The organism is Mesonia sp. K4-1, from assembly GCF_008017825.1.
Classification (GTDB): domain Bacteria; phylum Bacteroidota; class Bacteroidia; order Flavobacteriales; family Flavobacteriaceae; genus Mesonia.
Genome location: NZ_VRLS01000057.1, coordinates 148,287 through 172,942 on the forward strand (window position 1 = coordinate 148,287; position 24,656 = coordinate 172,942).

At 33.8% G+C, this 24,656-nt stretch carries 23 protein-coding genes; 6 read left to right on the plus strand and 17 right to left on the minus strand.

The window, feature by feature from the left end:
* Positions 1 to 2: 2 nt before the first annotated feature.
* Genes FT986_RS10805 through FT986_RS10820 form a run of 4 tightly spaced genes read left to right on the plus strand, consistent with a single transcriptional unit; the run spans position 3 to position 4,497 of the window.
* A complete protein-coding gene (locus FT986_RS10805; RefSeq protein WP_187248613.1) occupies positions 3 to 728 on the plus strand; it encodes a toxin-antitoxin system YwqK family antitoxin in 726 nt (241 codons plus the stop codon).
* A gap of 31 nt (positions 729 to 759) precedes the next feature.
* A complete protein-coding gene (gene mnmA / locus FT986_RS10810) occupies positions 760 to 1,941 on the plus strand; it encodes a tRNA 2-thiouridine(34) synthase MnmA (RefSeq protein WP_370451171.1) in 1,182 nt (393 codons plus the stop codon).
* A 10-nt stretch (positions 1,942 to 1,951) separates the two neighbouring features.
* Positions 1,952 to 3,553, plus strand: coding sequence for a S8 family serine peptidase (locus tag FT986_RS10815; protein WP_147865064.1), 1,602 nt, complete (start codon positions 1,952 to 1,954; stop codon positions 3,551 to 3,553).
* Positions 3,553 to 4,497, plus strand: coding sequence for a nitronate monooxygenase family protein (locus FT986_RS10820; RefSeq protein ID WP_147865065.1), 945 nt, complete (start codon positions 3,553 to 3,555; stop codon positions 4,495 to 4,497). Before FT986_RS10815 ends, FT986_RS10820 begins: the two co-directional genes overlap by 1 nt.
* 76 nt (positions 4,498 to 4,573) lie before the next feature.
* Here FT986_RS10820 and FT986_RS10825 read toward each other — a convergent pair whose 3' ends face one another.
* The 3 genes from FT986_RS10825 to guaA are packed head-to-tail and all read right to left on the minus strand — an operon-like array spanning position 4,574 to position 8,456.
* Positions 4,574 to 4,981, minus strand: a complete 408-nt coding sequence (locus FT986_RS10825; protein WP_147865066.1) for an OsmC family protein — start codon at positions 4,979 to 4,981, stop codon at positions 4,574 to 4,576.
* Positions 4,982 to 4,983: 2 nt separating this feature from the next.
* On the minus strand, positions 4,984 to 6,897 hold the full coding sequence (locus FT986_RS10830) for a LysM peptidoglycan-binding domain-containing protein (protein WP_147865067.1): 1,914 nt from the start codon (positions 6,895 to 6,897) through the stop codon (positions 4,984 to 4,986).
* A 29-nt stretch (positions 6,898 to 6,926) separates the two neighbouring features.
* Positions 6,927 to 8,456: a glutamine-hydrolyzing GMP synthase gene (gene guaA / locus FT986_RS10835; protein ID WP_111541569.1), complete on the minus strand. Its 1,530-nt coding sequence runs from the start codon at positions 8,454 to 8,456 to the stop codon at positions 6,927 to 6,929.
* Positions 8,457 to 8,540: 84 nt separating this feature from the next.
* Between guaA and FT986_RS10840 the strand changes: the two genes are divergently transcribed.
* Entirely contained in the window at positions 8,541 to 9,266 is a 726-nt protein-coding gene (locus FT986_RS10840) for an SIMPL domain-containing protein (protein WP_147865068.1), read from the plus strand.
* Positions 9,267 to 9,271: 5 nt separating this feature from the next.
* Here the strand turns inward: FT986_RS10840 and FT986_RS10845 are convergent, their stop codons facing one another.
* From FT986_RS10845 to recR, 14 genes are all read right to left on the minus strand, one after another.
* Positions 9,272 to 10,660, minus strand: coding sequence for an aminotransferase class V-fold PLP-dependent enzyme (locus tag FT986_RS10845; protein ID WP_147865069.1), 1,389 nt, complete (start codon positions 10,658 to 10,660; stop codon positions 9,272 to 9,274).
* Positions 10,661 to 10,698: 38 nt separating this feature from the next.
* On the minus strand, positions 10,699 to 12,294 hold the full coding sequence (bshC, locus tag FT986_RS10850) for a bacillithiol biosynthesis cysteine-adding enzyme BshC (RefSeq protein ID WP_147865070.1): 1,596 nt from the start codon (positions 12,292 to 12,294) through the stop codon (positions 10,699 to 10,701).
* Between the two features lie 219 nt (positions 12,295 to 12,513).
* A complete protein-coding gene (gene rimO / locus FT986_RS10855; protein ID WP_147865071.1) occupies positions 12,514 to 13,824 on the minus strand; it encodes a 30S ribosomal protein S12 methylthiotransferase RimO in 1,311 nt (436 codons plus the stop codon).
* Between the two features lie 140 nt (positions 13,825 to 13,964).
* On the minus strand, positions 13,965 to 14,921 hold the full coding sequence (gene ftsY, locus FT986_RS10860) for a signal recognition particle-docking protein FtsY (RefSeq protein ID WP_147865072.1): 957 nt from the start codon (positions 14,919 to 14,921) through the stop codon (positions 13,965 to 13,967).
* A gap of 210 nt (positions 14,922 to 15,131) precedes the next feature.
* Positions 15,132 to 15,284: a DUF4295 domain-containing protein gene (locus FT986_RS10865; RefSeq protein ID WP_111541563.1), complete on the minus strand. Its 153-nt coding sequence runs from the start codon at positions 15,282 to 15,284 to the stop codon at positions 15,132 to 15,134.
* A gap of 6 nt (positions 15,285 to 15,290) precedes the next feature.
* Entirely contained in the window at positions 15,291 to 15,473 is a 183-nt protein-coding gene (gene rpmG / locus FT986_RS10870; protein WP_111541562.1) for a 50S ribosomal protein L33, read from the minus strand.
* 24 nt (positions 15,474 to 15,497) lie between these two features.
* On the minus strand, positions 15,498 to 15,737 hold the full coding sequence (rpmB, locus tag FT986_RS10875) for a 50S ribosomal protein L28 (protein ID WP_111541561.1): 240 nt from the start codon (positions 15,735 to 15,737) through the stop codon (positions 15,498 to 15,500).
* A 95-nt stretch (positions 15,738 to 15,832) separates the two neighbouring features.
* Entirely contained in the window at positions 15,833 to 17,074 is a 1,242-nt protein-coding gene (locus FT986_RS10880; protein ID WP_147865073.1) for a competence/damage-inducible protein A, read from the minus strand.
* Positions 17,071 to 17,412, minus strand: coding sequence for an Hpt domain-containing protein (locus FT986_RS10885; protein ID WP_147865074.1), 342 nt, complete (start codon positions 17,410 to 17,412; stop codon positions 17,071 to 17,073). The genes FT986_RS10880 and FT986_RS10885 overlap by 4 nt, the downstream gene beginning before the upstream one ends.
* Positions 17,412 to 18,026, minus strand: a complete 615-nt coding sequence (locus FT986_RS10890) for a fumarylacetoacetate hydrolase family protein (protein WP_147865075.1) — start codon at positions 18,024 to 18,026, stop codon at positions 17,412 to 17,414. The genes FT986_RS10885 and FT986_RS10890 overlap by 1 nt, the downstream gene beginning before the upstream one ends.
* A gap of 6 nt (positions 18,027 to 18,032) precedes the next feature.
* Positions 18,033 to 18,809 (minus strand): 3'-5' exonuclease, encoded by a 777-nt coding sequence (locus FT986_RS10895; protein WP_147865076.1) that lies wholly within the window; start codon positions 18,807 to 18,809, stop codon positions 18,033 to 18,035.
* 101 nt (positions 18,810 to 18,910) lie between these two features.
* Positions 18,911 to 20,218, minus strand: a complete 1,308-nt coding sequence (locus FT986_RS10900; RefSeq protein ID WP_147865077.1) for a dihydrolipoamide acetyltransferase family protein — start codon at positions 20,216 to 20,218, stop codon at positions 18,911 to 18,913.
* A gap of 84 nt (positions 20,219 to 20,302) precedes the next feature.
* Positions 20,303 to 21,430, minus strand: a complete 1,128-nt coding sequence (locus FT986_RS10905) for a glycosyltransferase family 2 protein (RefSeq protein WP_255505948.1) — start codon at positions 21,428 to 21,430, stop codon at positions 20,303 to 20,305.
* Positions 21,431 to 22,051 carry a recombination mediator RecR gene (gene recR / locus FT986_RS10910; protein WP_111541555.1) on the minus strand — a complete coding sequence of 207 codons (621 nt, stop codon included), beginning with the start codon at positions 22,049 to 22,051 and terminating at the stop codon, positions 21,431 to 21,433.
* Positions 22,052 to 22,211: 160 nt separating this feature from the next.
* Here recR and pheT point away from each other — a divergent pair, with 160 nt between their 5' ends.
* Positions 22,212 to 24,638: a phenylalanine--tRNA ligase subunit beta gene (gene pheT, locus FT986_RS10915; protein WP_147865078.1), complete on the plus strand. Its 2,427-nt coding sequence runs from the start codon at positions 22,212 to 22,214 to the stop codon at positions 24,636 to 24,638.
* Positions 24,639 to 24,656: the final 18 nt, after the last annotated feature.

A 24,656-nucleotide genomic window follows, 5' to 3' on the forward strand; every position in this document is an offset into this window, starting at 1 on the left:
TCATGAAAACTCAAAGATTTTTTTTACTTCTGCTATGTATTTCTATGTTCGGAATTAAAAATTATGCTCAAACAGAAAAGTTGAATCAAACCGATGCCAACGGCAAACGTCACGGGAAATGGATGAAAAAATTTGAAGGTACCAATCAAAAAAGATATGAAGGTACTTTTGAGCATGGTAAAGAAGTAGGTGTTTTTAAGTTTTACAAAGAGGGAAACTATAACCAACCCGTAGCTACAAAAGAATATAATACTAAAAATGATTCTATTCTGGTAACTTACTATACAAATAATGAGGCAATAGTAAGTCAAGGTAATATGGTTAACAAGAAAAGAGAAGGCACCTGGAGGTATTACCACAAAGGTGGGGAAAAATTAATGATGATAGAAAATTATAAAAACGATAAGCTACACGGGAACAAAAAAACCTTTTTACCTGACGGAATGTTGGCGCAAGAAGAAAATTACAAAAATGGTAAGCTTGACGGAACTGAAATCGTGTACCTTAAAGACAAGCAAATTTTGCAGTATTACACCTATAAAAATGGAAAGCTGAACGGCTTAACTAAAATCTACGATAAATCGGGAAACATTTTAAGCGAAGGAAATTATAAAGAGGACGAAAAAGACGGAATTTGGAAGTTTTATGATGACGGAAAAGTGGTACAAACCATAAAATACCCTTTACCTAAAACTCCATTGAAAGTAAAGAAAAAACAAACCGACTAAAATTCATATTTTTGCATTAAAAAAAGAGATTGTGGCTAAAAAAAGAGTGATAGTAGGTTTAAGTGGCGGAGTAGATTCTAGTGTAACCGCATACCTATTAAAGGAACAAGGTTATGAAGTAATTGGCTTATTTATGAAAAATTGGCACGATGACTCTGTAACCATAAGTGATGAATGCCCTTGGCTAGATGATAGCAATGATGCTATGTTAGTAGCCGAAAAATTGAATATTCCTTTTCAAACGGTAGATCTTAGTGAAGATTATAAAGAACGTATTGTAGATTATATGTACGATGAATATGGTAAAGGAAGAACTCCTAACCCAGACGTATTATGCAATAGAGAAATAAAGTTTGATGTCTTTATGAAAATTGCACTTTCTCTAGGAGCCGATTATGTGGCTACGGGACATTATTGTAGAAAAGCTGAATTTGAAAAAGACGGAGAAACCATCTATCAATTATTAGCGGGGAAGGATAAAAATAAAGATCAGTCTTATTTTTTATGTCAGCTTTCTCAAGAGCAATTGGCAAAAACTTTATTTCCCATAGGTAATTTGCAAAAGAGTGAAGTGAGAGAAATTGCTACCCAGCAAGATTTAGTCACAGCAGAAAAAAAGGACTCTCAAGGTTTATGTTTTATAGGGAAAGTCCGTTTGCCGGAATTTCTTCAGCAAAAACTTCAACCTAAAGATGGAATTATTGTTGAGATAGAAGCTAACGATGCTACCTATTTTTCCGATAAGGAAGAAGATGCTTCTTTAACTAGTCAAGTAAAAAAATATACTTACCATAAGGAACAAGGTAAAAAAGTAGGGCGTCATAATGGGGCACACTATTTTACAAAAGGTCAGCGAAAAGGTTTGGGTGTTGGTGGTACCCCAGAACCACTTTTTGTAATCGAAACCGATGTAGATGAAAATGTGATTTATACAGGACAAGGCAAGAATCATCCCGGACTTTTAAGAAAAGGACTTTTTGTTGATAAAAATGAGATCCATTGGGTACGAGAAGATTTAAAATTACCTGTGGGTAGCCAATTGAAAACCAAAGCAAGAATTCGCTACCGACAAACCTTAGAAGATGCTACCTTATACCAAGAAGAGCAAGGTCTTTATGTAATATTTGATCAACCTCAAACCGCTATCATGGAAGGACAATTTGTTGCTTGGTATCAAGATGATGAATTGATTGGCTCTGGCGTAATTTCTTAATTTTATAAAAATGAAAAACTATATTTTTGGAGTTTTACTCGTAATTTCTTTTGGACTAAAAGCTCAAGAACACGCTTGGATTTATTTTACAGATAAACCTAATGTACAAGCTTCTATAAGCAATCCCAGTTCTATTCTTAGTCAACGTGCAATTACACGTAAAAACTTACATAATATAGCTATAGATGCCAGAGACGTTCCTGTAAATGAAAATTACATTACCACGCTAAAAAGCCAAACCGGTATTGTGGTTAAAGCAAAATCTAAATGGTTTAATTGCGTTCATGTGCTAGGAAGCATTCAAAATATAAACAATTTAAGTAATCTAAATTTTGTTCAAAATATAGTTTTTGCGAATGATATGCTTAACCCAAGACCAGCTCAAATGGAGCAAAGTGAAGACATCCAGCAAAAATTTGAGGTAAATGTAAATTATAATTATGGGGCGAGCAACAATCAAGTTTCAATGCTAAATGTTGAGGACTTGCATCAAGATGATTATATAGGTACGGGAATGCTAATTGCTGTTTTAGATTCAGGTTTTCCTAATGTGTTAACGAATCCTGGTTTTGCAGATTTAAATCAAGATAATCGCTTGCTTGGGGGGTATGATTTTGTAGCTAGATCTAATAACTTTGCGAGTTCAAATTTACACAATCACGGAGCTATTGTGCTTTCAGATATGGTTGGTTTTCTCAATAATCAATTTGTAGGAACTTCTCCAGACGCTTCCTTTTATTTATTTAGAACCGAAGATGCTAATTCTGAAACTCCAGTAGAAGAAAGCTATTGGGTAGAAGCAGCCGAAAGAGCAGATAGTTTGGGGGTAGATTTAATCAATTCCTCTTTAGGTTATTCCCAATTTGACAACCCCAATTACAACTATACTCCACAAGATATGGATGGTAATACGGCTTTCATCACTAGAGGAGCTAATATTGCAGTAGAAAAGGGAATTTTAGTAGTTAACTCGGCTGGTAATTCTGGGCAAGATTTTAGTTTTCCTATTATAAATGCTCCTGCCGACGGGAATGTTTTTACAGTAGGCGCGGTAGATCAAAACGGAGATTATGTATCTTTTAGTTCTATAGGTCCTTCTGCAGATGGACGTGTAAAACCAGATGTAGTGGCTCAAGGTGCTGGTTCTGCAATTATTAATATAAATGGAAATATTGATTTCTCAAACGGAACCTCTTTCTCTTCTCCGATTATGACAGGTGCTATTGCAAGTTTATGGCAAGCTAACCCTAGCAAAACCAATCTAGAAATTATGCAAATTGTAAGAGAATCTGCTTCTCGTTACAACAATCCAAATAATGAAATTGGATACGGAATTCCAGATTTTTCAATGGCCGTGCAAGACGTACTTTCCACTCTGTCTGTTGATAAAAACACGATTATCGCTTATCCCAACCCCACTTCTAATATGCTTTATTTGCGTAACGCTTCCGCAGAAGCGAACACTATAAAAGTTTATACGATGTTAGGAAAAAAAGTGTTGGAAGTTAAACACGCTAACCAAATAGATTTCTCTTCTTTTTCGAAGGGGATTTACTTATTACAAGTCTCAAATAATACAGAAGAAAAAACTCTTAAAATTATTAAAAACTAATGCAAACCAATAAAATTACTTCTCTATTTAATATAAAATATCCATTAATTCAAGCTGGTATGATATGGGCTAGCGGCTGGAAGCTGGCCAGCGCCGTTAGTAATGCAGGCGGTTTAGGAATAATTGGAGCTGGCTCTATGTATCCCGAAGTATTAAGAGAGCACATTGTAAAGTGCAAAAAAGCAACTTCCTTTCCTTTTGCTGTAAATGTTCCTATGTTGTATCCCAACTTGGAGGAAATTATGGAAATTATTATAGAAGAAGGAGTTGAAATTGTTTTTACCTCTGCCGGAAATCCTAAAACTTACACTTCTATTTTAAAAGAAAAAGGAATTAAAGTGGTGCACGTGGTAAGCAGCGTAAAATTTGCATTAAAAGCAGAAGCTGCTGGGGTTGATGCCGTCGTAGCGGAAGGGTTTGAAGCAGGCGGACATAATGGAAGAGAAGAAACAACTACTTTTACCCTTATCCCAATGGTAAAAGAAAAGTTACAAATTCCTTTAATTGCAGCAGGTGGAATTGCCACAGGAAGAGGAATGCTTGCGGCTATGATTTTAGGTGCAGATGCGGTTCAAATTGGAAGCCGTTTTGTTGCTTCACCCGAAGCGTCTTCTCACCAAAATTTTAAAGATTTAGTGGTAAAAGCGCAGGAAGGAGAAACGCAACTAACCCTTAAAGAATTAGCTCCCGTACGTTTATTAAAAAATAAGTTTTTTAATGATGTGATGGAACTTTATACCACGCAACCTACTAAAGAAGATTTGATATCACTTCTAGGACGAGCTAGAGCTAAAAAAGGAATGTTTGAAGGTGATTTAGAGGAAGGTGAATTAGAGATTGGACAAATAAGCGGATTGATAAACGAAATTAAACCTGCTGCCGAAATCGTAAAAGAAATCATTACCGAATTTCAAGAGGTTCAAAAAGAAGTAATTTCTTTTTAAGAAAAAAATTTAGTATAATAAAAGCCCTATTTATAAATTATAAATAGGGCTTTTATCATTAATATGATAACGCTAATTATGATGGATATATAAACTGTATATCTTTATCAATATCTGGGTGTAAGCTATGATGAACAGGGCAAGTTAACGCCGCATTCTCAAGTTTCTTTTTTGTAGAGTCATCGTAGTTCTTAGGAAAAGTAAGCTGAACTTCAATCTTAGAAATTCTACGAGGGTTGGAAGCCATGGTTTTAGTAACGTTAGCTCCTGTTCCTACTAAATCTATATGTTCTCTTTCGGCCAAAATCCCCATTATAGTAAGCATACAACTTGCGAGAGCTGTTGCCACTACATCCGTTGGAGAAAATGCTTCTCCTTTACCATTATTATCTGTTGGCGCATCGGTTAAAAAAGTATCTTCACTTTTAAGATGAGTATTTCTGACTCTTAGATTCCCTTCGTAAACTACTGTAGATGTAACCATAATTAATCGTTTAAAACTTTAAGCTCAAGATTTTCTTGATATTGCATTAAATAAACTGCATCATTGTAAAACCCACCAATCATTTTTTTATGGTAACTGAATTTATTCTCAATATATTCTGATGTTCCTTCTATACTTAAAGCTTCATAAAAATCATTAGATGACGCTAACCTTAACAAAGCATCTAAAGTGATATCATAACCTCTTACTGCATATTTGTTAGGAATTACGCCGTAGTTTTCTTTATAAGTACTAATAAATTCACTTAAAGGATCTTTTTGATATTCTCTAGAGATAGAAGCGTATGTAAACTTTAAATTAGTTAAGTATTGGTTAGGAACCTCATCTTCAAACGTATCAGTTTTATTAGAAGTAAATAATCTAATAGGATAACTTTTAGAAAGCGCATTTAAATAAGAAGTACTATTTGTTACTAAGGCAACATCATCTGCTTCGATAACTACCCAATTTTCTTTATTTTTATCTAATTTAGAAGTTAAATCTGACTGTTGTAAATAGTCTTCTTCCTTTTGAGTAATAATTCTAGCTTCAGGGATGGTATATGCCAATTTATCTTTGATAAACTGATGTTTTTTATCAGTTAAAATCAAGATATTTTTTCCTTGTTTTAAGCTATCTAAATACGTGATTAAGGCCTGTTCCATCATTAAATCTGATGGTCTAGTTTGTATCAAATTACTTTTTCCGTTAAGCTCTCCACTCGTTAGAGGAGATAAAACGGGAACACCTGCATTATCTAATAAACGCGAAGCCTCTTCTAAGTTTGCCGTTAATAATGGACCTATTACTAATTGAGTTTCAGAAAAATCATTGGTATTGATAATTTCGCTCACCTTAGACTTATTTCTCTGTGTATCGTAAACGTTAGCATCAACATAAATCCCTAATTTTTCCGCTTTAGCGATAGCTTCTTCAACTCCGCTATAAAAATCTAAAGAAATTCTTAGTACTTTATCATTTTTAAGTTGATCTTCTTTATCAATATCTGCATTAAATTTTTGAAGACTAAAAGGAAGCATTACCGCAATCTTTTTACGATCACGGTTAGAAATTAACTCTTCTAAATTTATTTTTTCTGAATTGTTTAAAACAGAGAGATCATTCGATTTTTTTGGTAGCTTAATCGTCATACCCGCCTCTAAACCTTCTTGAGCTAATTGAGGGTTCCAAGCTAAAAGTGAATCTTTAGAAACCTGAAAGCGTCTGGTTAAACTATAATAAGTTTCCTTAGGTTGAACTTCATATTCTTGAAATCTATTGTTAGAATCATCTTGCGAATGATTACTTACCGCTTTTTTATTTTTATTGACAATGGTAAGTAACTGGCCTGCTTTTAATTCAAATACCGTAGGATTCAACTCATTTAATTGCTCTACACTTAAACCATATTTTTGAGCAATTCCATATTTAGTTTCTTTAGGTAAAACAATATGAATTACATTGCTAAAAGAAGATTCGCTTAAAGATTCATTATAATTAATCGTCTCTTTCTTCTCACTAAAAATAGGTATCTTAATAAGGTCACCTTTTCCTAATTCTTCTTTTAGTAAATACGAATTATACTTTTTAATTTCATCTACAGAAACATCATTAGTTTTAGCAATACTATATAAAGTCTCTTTACTCTTTACCTGATATTGCTTAAAAGTAATTGAACTTCCTTCTTCTGATGTAGGTACAATTTCTTCTGTTGGAATAACTAAAACAGTAGAAGCTATTTTCTTGTTCTTCGCATCTGGATTAAGCCTAAAAATTGATGCTTCAGAAATTTTATATTTCTGAGCAATACTCTCTATTGTTTCTCCCTTTTTTACTTTATGTGTTTTATATCCCTGTGAGAATCCCAATTGAAAAACTCCAACACATACCAATAAAACCTGAACCAATTTTTTCATCTACTCGTTTTTATATTCCTTAGCAATAATTATTCCCACTCAATTGTAGCGGGTGGCTTAGAACTAATATCATACACTACTCTATTAACGCCTTTAACTCGATTTATTATAGTGTTAGATATTTTTTGAAGAAAATCATAAGGAAGATTTACCCAATCTGCAGTCATTCCATCTGTAGATTCTACTGCTCTTAAAGCAACTACTTTTTCATAAGTACGCTCGTCTCCCATTACACCAACCGAATTTACAGGAAGTAATATTGCTCCTGCTTGCCATACTTTATCATAAAGCATCCAGTCTTTTAAACCTTGTATAAAAATATGATCTACTTCTTGTAAAACTCTTACTTTCTCTGGAGTTATATCACCTAAAATTCTAATAGCTAATCCTGGACCAGGAAAAGGATGTCTTCCTAATAACTCTGGATCAATTCCCATTTCTGCTCCTACTCTTCTTACCTCATCTTTAAATAACATTCTTAAAGGCTCTACCACTTTTAATTTCATAAAATCGGGTAAACCTCCCACATTGTGATGAGATTTTATAGTTGCTGAAGGTCCGTTGACGGAAATAGATTCTATTACATCTGGATAAATAGTCCCTTGAGCTAAAAATTTTACATCTTTTAATAAGTGAGCTTCATCATCAAAAACTTCAATAAATACTCGACCTATAGTTTTTCTTTTTTCTTCAGGATCACTTTTGCCTGCTAACGCATCTAGAAAACGTGCAGATGAATCTACGCCCTTTACATTAAGACCCATATCTTTATATTGGTCTAAAACGCTATCAAATTCATTTTTACGAAGCAAGCCGTTATTTACAAAAATACAGTAAAGATTTTTGCCTATCGCTTTGTGTAATAGAACCGCAGCAACAGTAGAATCTACTCCTCCACTTAATCCTAATACAACTTTATCATCACCTACTTTTTCTCTTAATTCATCTACAGTCATATCTACAAAAGCTTCTGGTGTCCACTCTTGCTCTACTCCAGAGATTTTTACTAAAAAGTTTTCTAGTAATTGTTTCCCATCTGTAGAATGATATACTTCTGGATGAAACTGAATAGCAAAAGTTTCTTCTCCGTCAATTCTGTAAGCTGCATTTAATACATCATGTGTACTGGCTAAACGAACTCCGTTTTCTGGCAGTTCTTTAATGGTATCACTATGAGACATCCAAACTTGAGAGTTTTCTGTAATAGCATCAAAAAGCATTTCCTTATCTTTAATAATAGAAAGGTTTGCTCTTCCATATTCTCTAGTTTGTGAAGGTTCTACTTTACCGCCATGAAAATGAGCTAAATATTGTGCTCCATAACATACCGCAAGTAGAGGCACTTTTCCTCTAATTTTTGATAGGTCTGGATGCGGAGCATCTTCATTACGAACCGAAAAAGGACTTCCCGAAAGAATCACCGCTTTAAAGGTTTCTACGTTGTCTGGAATCTTGTTGAAAGGATGAATTTCACAGTAAATATTTAACTCTCTTACTCTTCTTGCGATTAGTTGAGTATACTGTGATCCGAAATCTAATATAAGTACGTTGTTTTGCATAGGCAAAAGTAACAATTTGAGTTAAAATTTATAAGCCTAAACCTATATTTTATATCTTTATTTTTTTGATAAGTTATATAGATAATGAAATACCTAAGTGCTATTATTTTTTCAATTGCTATAGTTGTAGCTTCCTATTTTTTGGGAAGTGCATATATAGAACGCGCAAACACTAATGACTCTATTAAAGTTACCGGAGCTGGAAATTCTAATTTCACTTCAGATTTAATTGTTTGGAATGGTACTTTTTCTAGATTTAGTAAAGATCTTAAACAAGCTTATGAGGGTATCGCATTAGATAAAGAAATAGTAAACAAATATTTAGAAGAAAAAGGTATTAAAGAAGGTGAAGTTATTTTTGACTCTGTTAATACTATAGAACGTACAAAAAGCAAATACGAAAACGGAAATTTTGTAGGTCAAGAGTTTGAAGGCTATGAATTAAGACAATCTATAAAAGTAGAATCTACTCAAGTGGAGCTGATTGAAAAAGTAGCTCGTGAAATTACTGAACTGCTAAATAGAGGTGTTCAATTTAACTCTACACCTCCAAGATATTATTATACTAAGTTGGCAGATTTAAAAATTGAAATGATTTCTAAAGCTACTGAAGATGCCAAGCTTAGAGCTGAACGCATTGCTAAAAATGCTGGAGGAAAGTTAGGAAAACTGAAAAAAGCAGATATGGGCGTTTTTCAAATTACTGGAAGAAATAGCGGAGAAGATTATAGCTGGAGTGGCGCATATAACACCTCTAGTAAAAAGAAAACCGCATCGATTACAATGCGGTTAGATTATGAAATTGAATAATATTCTTACTTCATTGAAGCTAAAATTTCTTCAATATCTTTTTCAGTAGTATCAGGATTTATAAAACAGAAACGAGAAATTGTTTCTGTTTTTCCATTTTTAGTCCATTTTGTAGGTGTAACTAAGGCAAATCCTGCTTTATGATTGTCATAAGTCCAGTCTCTATAGTTATCGGGATTCCATCCTACTCTTCTAAATAGTACACAAGACAAACTAGGATCTCTTACCAATTCTAAATGAGGTGCTGCTTCAATTTGTTGGGCTGCATTTTGAGCCAGTTCTAGGCCTCTTTCTATAGCTTCGGTATATTTATCGGTTCCATGCATAGCTAAAGAGAACCAGAGTGGCAATCCGCGTAAGCGTCTTGTTAATTGAATTTGATAATCTGAAGGATTAAAACCTTGCGCTCCTGGATCTTTAAAAATATCTAAATAAGAACCTTTTTGAGAGTGAGCATTTTTTGCTAGTTCTAGATTTTTATAAATTACTGCTCCACAATCGTAAGGGGAAAACATCCATTTATGCGGATCTATAGTAATGCTGTCTGCACGTTCAATTCCTGTAAATAAATGTCTTACCGAGGGTGCAGCTAATGCTCCACCTCCATATGCGGCATCTACGTGATACCACAAATTCTCTTTTTCACAAACATCAGCCACTGTATCTAACTCATCAATAATTCCTGCATTGGTAGTTCCACCTGTAGCAACTACTGCAAATAAACGTTTGCGGTCAAGTTCACTTAGATCATCAATTGCTTTTTGAAGCCATTTACCTGTTAACCGATCATCTTCATCATCGTCCACCAAAATAATATCTGCATCTATTACTTTTGCCATAGATTTCACCGAAGAATGCGCACCATTACTGGTAATAAGCAAAGCTTTATACGCTCTGTTGTCTTCGTTGCGATCGCGCCAAGCTTCACGAGCAGCAATCATAGCAGATAAATTGGCTGATGTTCCTCCACTCGTAAAAACACCAAAAGCTCCTTCGGGTAAACCTGTAAGGGAAACCAGCCATTTCATAGCCTGATTTTCACAGAAGATTCCGCCACCACCAGTCATCCAATAAGCACCGTGCATACTAGAGGCTGAAGTAACTAAATCAAAAAGGGTCGCTGCTCTGGTTGGAGCGGCAGGGACAAACGCTAAATATCTAGGATGATCTGCAGGAACGGCAGTCTTTACCAATACGTCTTTAAACATTTGAAAGGCTTTCTCTCCGCCAATTCCTTCTTTGGTGACTGTCTCTCCTACTCGGCTTAGAAGTTCTTCTTCTCTAACTGGCGAGCCCAATTCTGGATTGGTATTAGAAATTCGGTTAATGGCGTATTTCATGATATCTAACGTCATCTCGACGGTTTCCATATCAATGGAATGCATACTTTTCATAAGGTTAGTTTTTTAGTTTAGAAATTTAAAATTTCTATTTATGGTAAGGTTATAATTGTAAACTGCAAGTCTAAAGGCTTCAGTTCATTTTTCAAAATAGGTACCAAATCTTCACCATATATTTCATAAAACTTACTAAAGTTAGCTGTTCTCTCTTGTAAACTTTGATGTGGAAAAATTTGATCTTGTAAATGTACCAAACGTTTTAACTCGTCTTGTAATTTTCTTTTTTGAGCTTTTAATAAACGTTTTTCTAAATGGTCTAAACCATTAATTTGCTTTTTTTCTTGTGCTGCCACCGCACCATTAAAAGACTGGTCTGTATTTTTAGCTAAGGAATAAAGATCTTTAAATTGCTGTTGAAGGTGTTCTTTTTGAGTAGAAAAATCTATTTCTATATCAGAAATTTCGTGAGTTCTTTTTGTAATTAAATCTTCTTGTTTTAAAAACATATCTGTTAAAGATAGATTTAATCGCTCTGCTTTTTCAGATTGTTTTTTAGACATAAGCAAAGCTGAATTCCTCAATAATAAAATAGGAAAAGTAACTTCTTCTTTACGGAAATATGATTTTAACTGAAACCAATAGGCTAATTCTCCACCGCCACCAATGTAACAAAGGTTAGGCAAAATTACTTCTTCATAAAGCGGCCGCATAATTACATTAGGAGAAAAACGTTCGGGATGATTTTCTAATTCTACTAAAATTTCCTCTTCCGTAAAGCGGATGTTCGTCTCGTGAACGATATAAGATTCTTCATCTTTTACAATACGCTCTCTTAGGTTCTCTTTTAAATAAAAAAGATTGATCTCCCTGGAATTCACTTGTACTTTATACCCTAATTCATTCAGTTTCTTTGAAGTTTTACCAACTTCATCTGAAGAATTTTGATACAATAACTCATTTTTCACATACGGACTAAATTCTTTTTTTAGTGCTGCATCATTTCCGTCAAGGATAATTAAACCGTATTCCCCAAATAATTCATTAGCTAAAAATCGGGTAGCCTCTGTAAGATTATCGTGCTCTAGATATGCTTCTTGAAACAGAGATTGTATATGTTTCGATTGATCTGAACCATTCAAAATGGTTTGAAACTTCTCAAAAACTTGCTCTAAACCTTTAGTATCAAGATCTCCAACCGCTCCGCTAGCTTCTCGTTGCCATTGAATTTTATGATGTTCAAAATTAAAAAAATTGATTTCTTCAAAATCATGGTCTTCGGTAGCCATCCAATACACGGGAACAAAATGCTGTAGAGGATATTTCTCTGAAAGCTCTTCGGCTAAATTGATAGTCGAAATAATTTTATATAAAAAATAAAGCGGACCCGTAAATAAATTGAGTTGATGCCCCGTAGTAATCGTAAAGCAATTTTCTTTAGTCAAAAACTCTAAGTTTTCTTGAGTTTTAGCCGAAACTGCTGTTTTTACATATTGATTCTTGAGACTTTCCACCAAAATTTTTCTAGTCTTGGCAGAATAGTTGTTTTGCTTGGTTTCCACTTGTTTTTGAAAATTCTCTAAACTTGGAAAGTTCTCGTAAAAGCCTTTTAAGGATTCTTTTTGATCTAAATAATCGTTGATTAAAGAAGAGAAGTAGTTCGTTTTTTGGTAAGCTATACAGTCGGCCATAAAGTAGAATCTTAATCCTACAAAGATACATTTGTTAAGCTTTTTATCTACTAATTTTTAGTTAACAATATCAAGTAATAAATTGAACGCTTTTTTCCTTAAACTATTTATTTCATCAGATAATTACGTTTTAAGAGCAACAATGATATATTTTAATTTGTAGAACTATAAAGTTCATGTAAATAAAAAAGCCTTGGAAGGTTCCAAGGCTTTTTTATTTTATTCTTCTGTAACCGGTTCGCCGTAAAGATCAAAATCTTCGGCTTGATTAATTTTTATTTGTGTAAAATCACCCGTCTTTAAATAGTATTTAGTAGCATCTATTAAGACTTCATTATCTACATCGGGAGAATCATATTCTGTTCTCCCAACGAAGTAATTTCCTTCTTTACGGTCAATCACACATTTAAACACTTTTCCTATTTTTTGCTGATTTAATTCCCAAGAGATTTGCGATTGAATTTCCATAATCTCATTAGCACGTTCTTGTTTTACTTCTTCAGGAACATCATCCTCTAGGCTATATGCGTGTGTATTCTCTTCATGAGAATAGGTAAAAGCTCCTAAACGTTCAAAACGCATCTCTCTTACCCAGTCTTTTAATTCTTGAAAATGAGCTTCGGTTTCTCCAGGATATCCAACAATAAGTGTTGTTCTTATTGCCATTTGAGGAACGATTTCTCGGAATTTATGAATTAAGTCTGTAGTTTTTTTGTGGGTAGTCCCGCGACGCATAGATTTTAGCAAATCATCAGAAATATGCTGTAACGGAATATCGATATAATTACAAACTTTTGGTTCTTCTTTAATCACATCGAGTACATCTTCCGGGAAACCGGTCGGGAAAGCATAATGCAAACGAATCCACTCAATCCCATCAACCTTTACCAGTTCACGAAGTAATTCTGCTAAAGCTCTTTTCTTATAAATATCTAACCCGTAATAGGTAAGATCTTGAGCAATAAGAATCAATTCTTTTACTCCGTCTCTCGCTAAACCTTGAGCTTCTTTTACCAATTGCTCGATGGGTGTAGATTTATGACCGCCACGCATTAAAGGAATTGCACAAAACGAACAAGGACGATCGCAACCTTCGGCAATTTTTAAAAAGGCATAATTTTTTGGCGTAGTCGTAACACGTTCTCCTAAAAGTTCGTGTTTATAATCGGCTCCTAAAGCTTTTAATAAAGAGGGCATCTCGGTAGTACCAAAATATTGATCTACATTGGGAATTTCTTTCTGTAAATCTGGCTTATATCGCTCAGAAAGACAACCGGTAACGAAGACTTTATCTACAATACCTTCTTCTTTCTTTTGTGCATATTCTAAAATAGTATTGACAGATTGCTCTTTAGCATTATCTATAAATCCGCAGGTGTTAATGACAACAATATTACCTTCTTCCTCGTGAACCACTTCTTTCTTATTGGCCTTAAGTTGCCCCATAAGTACTTCAGAATCATAAATATTCTTACTACACCCCAGCGTTACGACATTGATTTTATTTTTCTTCAGTGATTTTGTTCTCATAGCAATTTTAAAAATGTGTGCAAAGATACAAAGCTTTTAAGACTTAAAGCTTTATTTAATTAAGGATGAATTTAAATATATAGAATTTAAAAAAAGCCATTCCGTAAAGAATGACTTTTTGTTTTCTTTTCTTGTAGGGTTTAGATGGTCTTTTTAAAGAAAGAGTCTACAAATTCTAATTTATTGAATATTTGTAAATCTTCTATCCCCTCACCTACTCCTATGTATTTTACAGGAATTTGAAATTGATCACTAATACCAATAACAACTCCTCCTTTTGCTGTTCCATCAAGTTTGGTAACCGCTAAAGAGGTTACTTCTGTTGCTGCAGTAAATTGTTTAGCTTGTTCAAAAGCATTTTGTCCTGTACTACCATCTAATACCAATAAAACTTCGTGCGGAGCATCTATAATTACTTTTTGCATCACTCGCTTTACTTTAGAAAGCTCGTTCATTAAGTTCACTTTATTATGGAGTCTACCCGCAGTATCAATAATCACCACATCGGCATCCATTTTCACAGCACTCTGTAAAGTATCGAAAGCTACGGAAGCAGGATCACTACCCATACTCTGCTTTACAATAGGAACATCTACACGATCGGCCCACACCTGAAGTTGGTCTATTGCGGCAGCTCTAAAAGTATCTGCAGCTCCCAAAACTACTTTCTTACCTTGTGCTTTAAATTGATGAGCCAATTTACCAATAGTCGTAGTTTTACCTACACCATTTACACCCACTACCATAATTACATATGGCTTTTTCTCGGAAATTAAATCTTTTTGTTCTCCTGAACCTGATTCGCTTAATAAACCTGCAATTTCTTCTCTCAAGATTACATCAAGCTCTGCTGTACCTAAGTATTTATCCTTAGCCACACGAGCCTCAATACGATCTATAATTTTAATAGTCGTTTTTACCCCAACATCACTCGCTACTAACACTTCTTCTAAATCATCTAAAACCTCATCATCAACTTTAGATTTTCCTGCAACGGCTTTACTTAGTTTGCCAAAGAAGTTTTCTTTTGACTTTTCTAAACCTTTGTCTAAGGTTTCTTTTTTTTCTTTTGAAAAAATTTTTTTAAAAAAACTCATACGCTATACTTATGTGTGTTAGGCATAAGGGCAACCTTAGAGCTTTTTTAGTAAAAATATAAAAAGCAACTACCCAAAAACCTAACTTTCTCATCTTAAAATTAAATTAATAAAATAAGAAACGCTCAAATTAAATGTTTCGCAAATATACACAAAAACAAAAAGCCGTCTCGAAAATTCGAAACGGCTTAGTTATTTTTTTATAAGTATTTATTTCTTATCGAAATAATCCTTTACATCTTCTGGCGCCATAATAGCTTCTTCAAAAGTATAAGCTCCAGATTTTGGAGATTTTACCATTTTGATCGCTTTACTAAGCCTCTTTGATCCTGTTTGTAACGATGCTACCGATTTCTTTGCCATAACTTATTACTTTATTTCTTTATGAACCGTCATTTTGTTAAGAATTGGGTTAAATTTCTTTAACTCCATTCTATCCGGCGTATTCTTTTTATTTTTTGTGGTAATATATCTAGAGGTACCTGGTTTACCAGATCCTTTATGCTCTGTGCATTCTAATATTACTTGAACTCTATTTCCTTTCTTTGCCATTGCTCTAAGATATTAAAGGTAAGATTACTTTTTTAAGAATCCTTTTTCTCTCGCTTCTTTAATCACAGCAGAGATTCCTTTTTTATTAATGTTTTTTAATGCGGAAGTCGATACTTTTAAAGTTACCCACTTATCCTCTTCTGGGATATAAAAACGTTTTTTAACTAAATTGGCGTTAAATTTACGCTTAGTTTTATTCATAGCGTGAGAAACATTGTTTCCTACCATCGCTTTTTTACCCGTAAGTTCACAAACTCTTGACATTTTTTCTAATCTTTTCTCGTTATTTCAAAACAGGATGCAAATTAACGATATTTTAATCTAATCTCCAACAATATCTTCATAAAAAATTAAGATAATTATGAAAAATAGCTTAAAAGAATTTCCTGCGCCTTTATTACTGCCTTTTCAATCACTTTTTCTCTTTTATTTCCGAAGTTAAATTGATAGACTTTTTCTTCTTTTTCACTCACTAAAGCAATATATACTGTCCCTAACTCTGCATCACTATCTCCTTTTGTAGGACCTGCATTACCCGTAGTCGCAATAGCTACGTCTGCCTTAAACAATTTCCTCGCTTTTAAAGCCATTTGAAGGGTTACTTCTTCACTTACCACACTAAACCTATCAATAAGCTCTGTAGGGATTCCTAAAACATCATTTTTACTACTGGTGGCATAAGTCACAATACTTCCTTTAAAGTACTGGGACGCACCAGGATATGAGGTAAACCTAGAAGCTACTTCTCCCCCGGTACAACTTTCTGCAGTAACTAGTGTTTTTTTATGTTCAACAAACTTTTGGGCAATTTGTTCTTCTAAAGTTTCTTCTCCTTCAAAACCTTTAATAATATCACCTATAATATGCTGAAGCTTCTCTATTTCTGATTCAATTGAGTTTTCTAAAAATTCTCTTTCACTTCCCCGAGCACTTAGGCGTAATCTTACTCTTCCTAAACTAGGTAAATAAGCTAATTTAATATGATTAGGAAGAGCTGTCTCCCAGCTTTCAATTTTTTCCGCAATAGCACTTTCTCCTAATCCGTAAGTTAAAATCGTTTTATGAACAATATGAGGTCTTTCAAATTTTTGCTGAAGTCTAGGTAACACTTCATTATCTAAAAGTGCTTTCATTTCATAAGGAACACCTGGCAGTGAAATATATACAACATTGTTTTCATCAAACCACATTCCCGGAGCCGTACCATACTCGTTATTAAGAGCTATAGCCTTAGATGGAATCAAAGCTTGATCTCTATTAAGTTGAGAGATAGGAGTATCTACATATTTTTCAAACAATTTTTCTACGTGAGAAAGAACTTTCTCATTTACCACATAAGAATCATTAAAATACTCACATAGTGTTTTTTTAGTCAAATCGTCATTGGTAGGTCCTAAACCTCCAGTAATAATAACTATATGAGCTCTTCCACTTACATCATTCAGCGTTTGAGTAATATGCTCTTTTGTATCTTTTATAGAAGTGATTTGACCAACTTCTACTCCAATAGAATTTAATTTTTTTGAGATATAAGCTGAATTGGTATCTACAATCTGACCAATTAAAATTTCATCTCCAATAGTTATTATTTCTGCAATCATATGACTTGAAAATCTTCTTTTAAAGATTCGCAAGCTAACAAAACTTTCTTTTCAATAAGGCTTACATCCTCTAAAATATCTTTTCTCGTTACTCTATCTTTAGACCAAGATTCCAATCTTTTAATATTTTCTAAAAGTTCTAAACCAAAAATCTGCAAATTTGGTTTCATTTTATGAGCCACACTATAAGCCAATTCTGGATTATTATTTTCAACTGCTTCTCTCATCAGGTTGATATCTGGAGGAAGTTCTTCTAGAAATGCTTTTACTATTTCCACGACAAAATCATCATCCCCCCCAGCCATTTCTTTTACCTGTTGCAAATCGTATATTTTCATTATTTCACTTTAATTTGAAAAACAGATTCATTTTCAATATATCCATTTAACACGTCATTGGTTTTAACTCTCCCAACTCCTTCGGGAGTACCTGTAAAAATAATGTCTCCGATTTTCAAAGTAAAGAATTGTGAAACATATTCGATTATCTCATCGATTTGGCAGAGCATATGCGCAGTATTTCCTTTTTGAACCTCTTCTCCATTCCTCTGTAATGAAAAATTGATATTTTGAAGACTCTCAAATTCTTCTTTTGAAAACCATTTTTCTCCAATTACTGCAGATCCATCAAATGCTTTAGATTTTTCCCAAGGCAATCCTTTTTCTTTTAATTGTGATTGCAAGTCTCTAGCCGTAAAATCTATACCCAATCCAATTTCATCATAATATTTATGAGCAAATTTAGACTGAATATATTTCCCAACTTTATTAATCTTTACCAGAAGTTCAACTTCATAATGAACATCATCAGAAAAATCTGGAATAAAAAATGGTTGTTTTTTTAAAAGTACAGCAGTATCGGGTTTTAAAAAAATTACAGGATCTGTAGCTCTTTCATTTTTTAACTCCTCAATATGCTTAGCATAATTTCTTCCTATGCAAATAATCTTCATACCGCCTTAATTCAAGTTATCTGATAGTTTTTTTAGCTTGATTGCTGTCAAAACCTTTTTTGTATATAAAGGAAAATCTGCGTTTTGTATCCAACCATAATACCCTGGTTCTTTTTCAAATACTTCTTCTACTAATTTACCTCGATGCTTTCCAAAAGAAAACACCTCTTCTCCTTTTTTATTGTAGGCTATAAACCCTGCAAAATCTACAAATTTCTTATGAGCACTAAATTCTGCTAACCATTTCATATCATTTTCTAAATCTGGATATTTATCTAACTGCGATTCCAAAACTTCAAAAGTAGCGTTAGTATCCGCTTCAGCAGAATGTGCGTTTGTTAAATCTTTATCGCAGTAGAATTTATAAGCTGCCTCTAAAGTTCGTTTTTCTTTTTTATGAAAGATGGTTTGTACATCAACCGCCAAAGCGCTTTTAATATCAAAATCTATTCCTGCTCGAAGAAACTCTTCAGCTAAAAGTGGAATATCAAAACGGTTACTATTATACCCCCCCAAGTCACAACCTTTAATCATTTCATACACCTTTTTAGAAAGGTCTTTAAATGTAGGTTCATCTTTTATATCGTCATAACTTATGCCGTGAATCTTTGTAACTTCTGCTGGTATCTCCATTTCGGGATTTACACGCCATGTATAGCTTTCTTTATTTCCGTTAGGAAAAACTTTAAGTATAGCAATTTCTACAATTCTATCTTTGGCAATATTGGTTCCGGTAGTTTCTAAATCGAAGAAACAAATGGGTTTGGTTAAATTTAATTTCATGGTATGGATTTTTGTAAAGATACTATATCACAAATTGTTTCATAAAAAAAAGCCCGAAACTTAATTCGGACTCCTTTTTTCTTTAATTTATTGATCTTAATTTAGACCGCTCTAGAATCATCAAAAGCTTCTAAATACTGAGCAACGCGTTGTACAAATTGACCTCCTAGAGCTCCATTTACTACACGATGATCGTAGCTATGAGATAAGAACATTTTATAGCGAATCCCGATAAAATCTCCGTCTGGAGTTTCCACCACAGCAGGAACTTTTCGTATAGCTCCTAAGGCTAAAATTGCTACTTGAGGTTGATTAATAATTGGAGTTCCCATAATGCTTCCAAAAGTACCTACATTGGTAACTGTATAGGTACCTCCTTGCGTATCATCTGGTTTTAACTTTCCTCCTCTTGCACGTCCTGCTAAATCATTTACAGCTTTAGACATTCCTACAAGATTAAGACGGTCTGCATTTTTAATTACAGGAACAATTAAATCTCCATTTGGTAAAGCTGCAGCCATACCAAGGTTGATATTCTTTCTTTTTATGATTTTATCTCCGTCAACAGAAATGTTAATCATAGGAAAGTCTTTTATAGCTTTTGCTACTGCTTCCATAAAAATTGGAGTAAAAGTAATTTTTTCTCCTTCTTTCTTTTGGAATTCGTTTTTCACCTTATTTCTCCAGTTCCAAATCTTAGTCACATCTACTTCAATAAATGACTGTACGTGTGCTGACGTTTGAACACTGTTAACCATATGATGAGAAATCATTTTGCCCATTCTGGTCATTTCGATAATTTCATCATCCCCGTTTACACTAATAGGAGCAGCAGCTGGCTTTTGAGTTTTCGCTTCCGCGGAAGCGTTATTAGCAGCAACTGGCGGAGTAGAGCTTTGATTCTTCCCTCTATTCGCTACAAAGTCTAATATATCATTTTTGGTTACCCTACCATCTTTTCCAGTCCCCTGAATAGATTCTAATTCGTTTAAACCAATATTTTCTTCTTGAGCTATATTTTTAACTAAAGGAGAGTAAAAACGATCGCTAGATGAAAAGTCTTGAGAAACAACTGCTTCTCTAGCCTGATTCACCATATCTTCTGCCTGTTGTGTGTTTACTTCTTCTTTGTCTTCGCTAGAACTGGGCGCTGGTGCAGGAACATCTCCATCAGTTTCTATAATCGCAATCGTCTGGCCTACTTTCACTACATCATCTGGGCCAAATAATTTTTCAACTAAAGTTCCTTCTACTTCACTAGGCACTTCACTATCCACTTTGTCGGTAGCAATCTCTAAAACTGCTTCATCCTCTTCAATTTTCTCTCCAACTTCTTTTAACCAATTGGTAATGGTTGCCTCTGCAACGCTCTCCCCCATCTTAGGAAGTTTTAATTCAAATTTTGCCATATCTTTAACCTAAAAGTGTGTTTTTTTATTTTGGTTGCGAATTTAATGAAAAAAACGCATTATGAATATCTATTTTGCAAAGTTTTACAAGTCCTTAACTTCTCCTTTACTCGTACTTTGATCGCTACCGAGGATAAAATTAAAATTTCTTGGTTTTATTCTAAAACAATTTCGTTTATTTTTTTGCTTTTCCATTACCATTTTTATATCATCGGCAGCAATATATTCTGCATCAAAAACTATATAGCTATCTGAAATTGTTTCCTTTAACACCTCCTTTACGGAAATACAATTAAATTGATGATGGAGTATTTCTTCTAACCTTTCTTTTAATGCGGAAGTCTTATTTGTTACTAATAAGCAGCTTACATATTCTTTTTGTACCTGCTCATTATTTGATTTTTTTATAAGCGCATCTTTTAAAGAAGCTAATTTTAAACCCTGTTGCACTAAAAACTGAACCGCTTTTCCCTTATTGAAATGCTTTTCATAGAAAATTTGCATTGCTCCATAAAATCTTTGCCTGTAAACCTTATCTCTAGTCGTGCTTTCTCCTTTATAATGAATAATGCTTTCACTACCTAAATAGTAGTTTTGATAACCTGCTTTTAAAAATTTATAGCTTAAATCTATATCTTCCCCATACATAAAATAGTCTTCATCTAACTTTCCTATTTCCTCATATCGCTCTCTGTGCATCCACATAAAAGCACCAACCAAGACATCTACTTTTCCTGTTATATTTTCGCTTAAAGCGGAATAATAATTTTTATTAATCTGAAAAATCTTTTCTAAAGCTACTTTTGGGGTCGGTAAATTTCTTTTTGATTCTGGTAAAAAATTTCCGCAGCCATCTATAAGTTTTACTCCGATTGCTCCTACATCTTGCTTGGTTTCCGCGAAAGCGTACACATTTTTAAAAGTATGATTACCCACATAGGTATCGGGATTAAGAAGACAAACATATTTGCCTTTTACATGTTCAAAACCTAAATTATTGCCTTTACTAAAACCTGAATTCACCTTATTCTCAACCAATATCACTTGCGGAAAATACTCTTTTACCCACGCCGAACTTTGATCTTCAGAGTTATTATCTACTACGATAATTTCAGCTTCCAAATCTTTGGTTGCCGCCGTCACACTACTTAAGCAATGCATTAGATAATAAGGAACTTTGTAGTTTAGAATAAGTACAGAAAGCTGAATCACTTAAGAGTTTTTTAAAGAGTTTTCAAACGGAATACGATGTAAAATGCTTCTTCCCAATGTCACTTCATCGGCATATTCTAATTCGTCTCCTACGCCAATACCACGAGCGATAGTAGAAGTTACCACTCCTTCTCCTTCTATTTGCCTGTAGATATAAAAATTTGTAGTATCACCTTCCATAGTACTTGAGAGCGCAAAAATAATTTCATCCACTTCCTTAGCTCTCACTTTTTGCACAAGGGATTCAATATTTAACTGACTAGGACCTATCCCATCCATCGGACTTATTTTCCCTCCTAACACGTGATAAACTCCTTTATACTGACTTGTATTTTCTATCGCCATCACATCTCTCACATCTTCTACCACACAAACTATTGCTTTATCCCTGTTAGCATTGGCACAAATTTCACAAATAGTATGATCACTAACATTGTGACAATTTTTACAAAAGTTCACTTCGGTTTTTAAATCTATCAATGCTTTTGAAAGATGCAAAGTTTGTTCTTCGGGTTGCTTTAGCAAATGAAGTACTAAACGCAACGCAGTACGCTTTCCTATTCCTGGAAGCTGCGACATTTCTTCTACTGCTTTTTCTAATAGTTTTGATGAAAAATCCATAGCAACAAAAATAGTATTATTTATTTACATCATTACCATACTCCACAAACTGTTAAAACACCTTTCTAAAATTTATTGATAATTATCCAAACCCTATATTTCCCTTACCAAAATGACAAAATAAATTCTATCTTTGCCACCGTAAAAAAGACTGTATTTTATGAAGATTTCGTACAACTGGATTAAGCAATTTATTAAGACCGATTGGGATGCTGAAAAAACTGGTAAACTTTTAACCGATTTAGGACTAGAAGTAGAAGGTATTGAAAATTTTGAATCTGTAAAAGGCGCTTTAGAAGGTATCGTAGTAGGACACGTTCTTACGTGTGTTCCTCATGAAAATGCAGACAAGCTTAAACTTACAACAGTTAATATAGGAGAAAAAGAGCCTGTACAAATTGTTTGCGGAGCTCCTAATGTTGCTGAAGGTCAAAAAGTACCCGTAGCAACAGTAGGAACTACTCTTTATGATGATAAAGGTGAGGCTTGGAAAATTAAAAAAGGAAAGATTAGGGGAGAATACAGTTTTGGAATGATTTGCGCCGAAGATGAACTAGGCCTAGGAAAAAGTCATGATGGTATTATGGTCCTCAGCGAAGATTTGGTGCCTGGTACTCCTTTAAATGAAGTTTTTGAAATTGAAAAAGATCAGGTTTTTGAAATTGGCTTAACTCCAAACCGAGCAGATGCTATGAGCCATTTTGGTGTGGCCAGAGATTTAAAGGCAGGATTACTTCAAAGCGAAATTAATACAAGTTTAGATACTCCTTCGGTAAGTAGTTTTCATGTGGAGAACAGAAGCAAAAGAATGCTTATTGAAGTTGATAATTATGAGTTGGCTCCACGTTATTGTGGTGTAACTATCTCTGGGGTTAAAATAGCTCCTTCTCCAAATTGGCTTAAAAATAGATTAAAGGCTATTGGTATAACTCCTAAGAACAATGTAGTAGATGTCACAAATTATGTCTTACATGAACTAGGGCAACCTCTACATGCTTTTGACGCCGATCATATTATAGAAAATAAAATTAAAGTCAAAACGCTACCAAAAGGTACTAAGTTTACCACTTTAGATGAAGTAGAAAGAGAGTTACACGAGGATGATTTAATGATTTGTGACAACGAAAAACCTCTTTGTATTGCGGGCGTTTTAGGCGGATTAGATTCTGGAGTAACCGAAAAAACAACTTCCATCTTTTTAGAAAGTGCTTACTTTAATCCCGTAAGTATTCGCAAAACCGCTAAGCGACACGGAGTAAATACCGATGCTTCTTTTAGGTTTGAAAGAGGTGTAGATCCTAACATTACAGAGTATGCACTAAAAAGAGCCGCTCTTTTAATTCAGCAAACTGCAGGAGGATATGTCACTAGTGATTTAGATGATTTTTATCCGAAAAAAATTGAAGATTTTCAGGTCTTTTTAACTTTTGACAAAATTTACAAACTTATTGGTCAAGAAATTGACCCAGGAACCATAAAATCTATTTTAGCTTCTTTAGATATTCGTGTGAACAATGTTACTGAAAGTGGTTTAGGACTTACCATTCCCGCTTATCGAGTAGATGTACAGAGAGAAGTAGATGTTATCGAAGAGATTTTAAGAGTGTATGGGTATAATAATATTGAGTTTAATGAAAAGCTAAATGCTTCCATTTCTAACTCTACTCGGTTTGAAGATTATAAACTTCAAAATGTAATTGCCGAACAACTGGTAGGGCAAGGATTCTACGAGATGATGGCCAATTCTCTAACAAAAGATTATTCCGCTTTAAGCGAAACCCTTAAGAAAGATTTTAATATAGAGATTTTAAACCCTTTGAGTCAGGATTTAAACGTTATGCGACAGTCTTTACTTTTTAGCGCTTTAGAGTCTACAGCTTATAATCTTAACCGAAAAAATGAAAATCTAAAATTATTTGAATTTGGTAAAACCTACCATAATTTTCCTAATGGAAGAGAAGAACATAAACATCTTACGTTATGCCTTAGCGGAAATAAAAACAGGGAACGTTGGAACAGTGTAGCTCAAAAGAATGATTTTTTCTTTGCTAAAGGAACTATTTACAGCATATTAGAACGTTTAAATATTGCCGAAGGTATTAGTTTTCAGCCTTTAACTAGTGATATTTTTTCTGAAGGCTTACAAGTGAGTTACCAAAAGAAAAAAATCATAGAATTTGGGGTTGTTAAAAATGCAGTCCTAAAAAACTTTGGCATCGATCAAGAAGTTATTTTTGCCGATTTTGATTGGGGAGCTGTAATTGAAGTGGTTAAAAACAAAGAGATTGTTTTTAAACCTATTCCTAAGTACCCTTCCGTAAGAAGAGATTTTGCATTATTATTAGATCAAAAAGTAAGCTTTAATGATATTTATGAGATTGCTCATAAGACAGAGAGAAAACTTTTAAAAGAAGTAGATCTCTTTGATGTATACGAAGGAAAAAACCTTCCTGAGGGAAAGAAAAGTTATGCGGTAAGTTTTATCTTTTTAGATGAAAACAAGACCCTTACCGATAAACAAATCGATAAAGCAATGGTTAAGCTTCAGCAACAATTCGAAAAACAATTGAATGCAGAATTGCGTTAATCAATTTCCAATCATTAA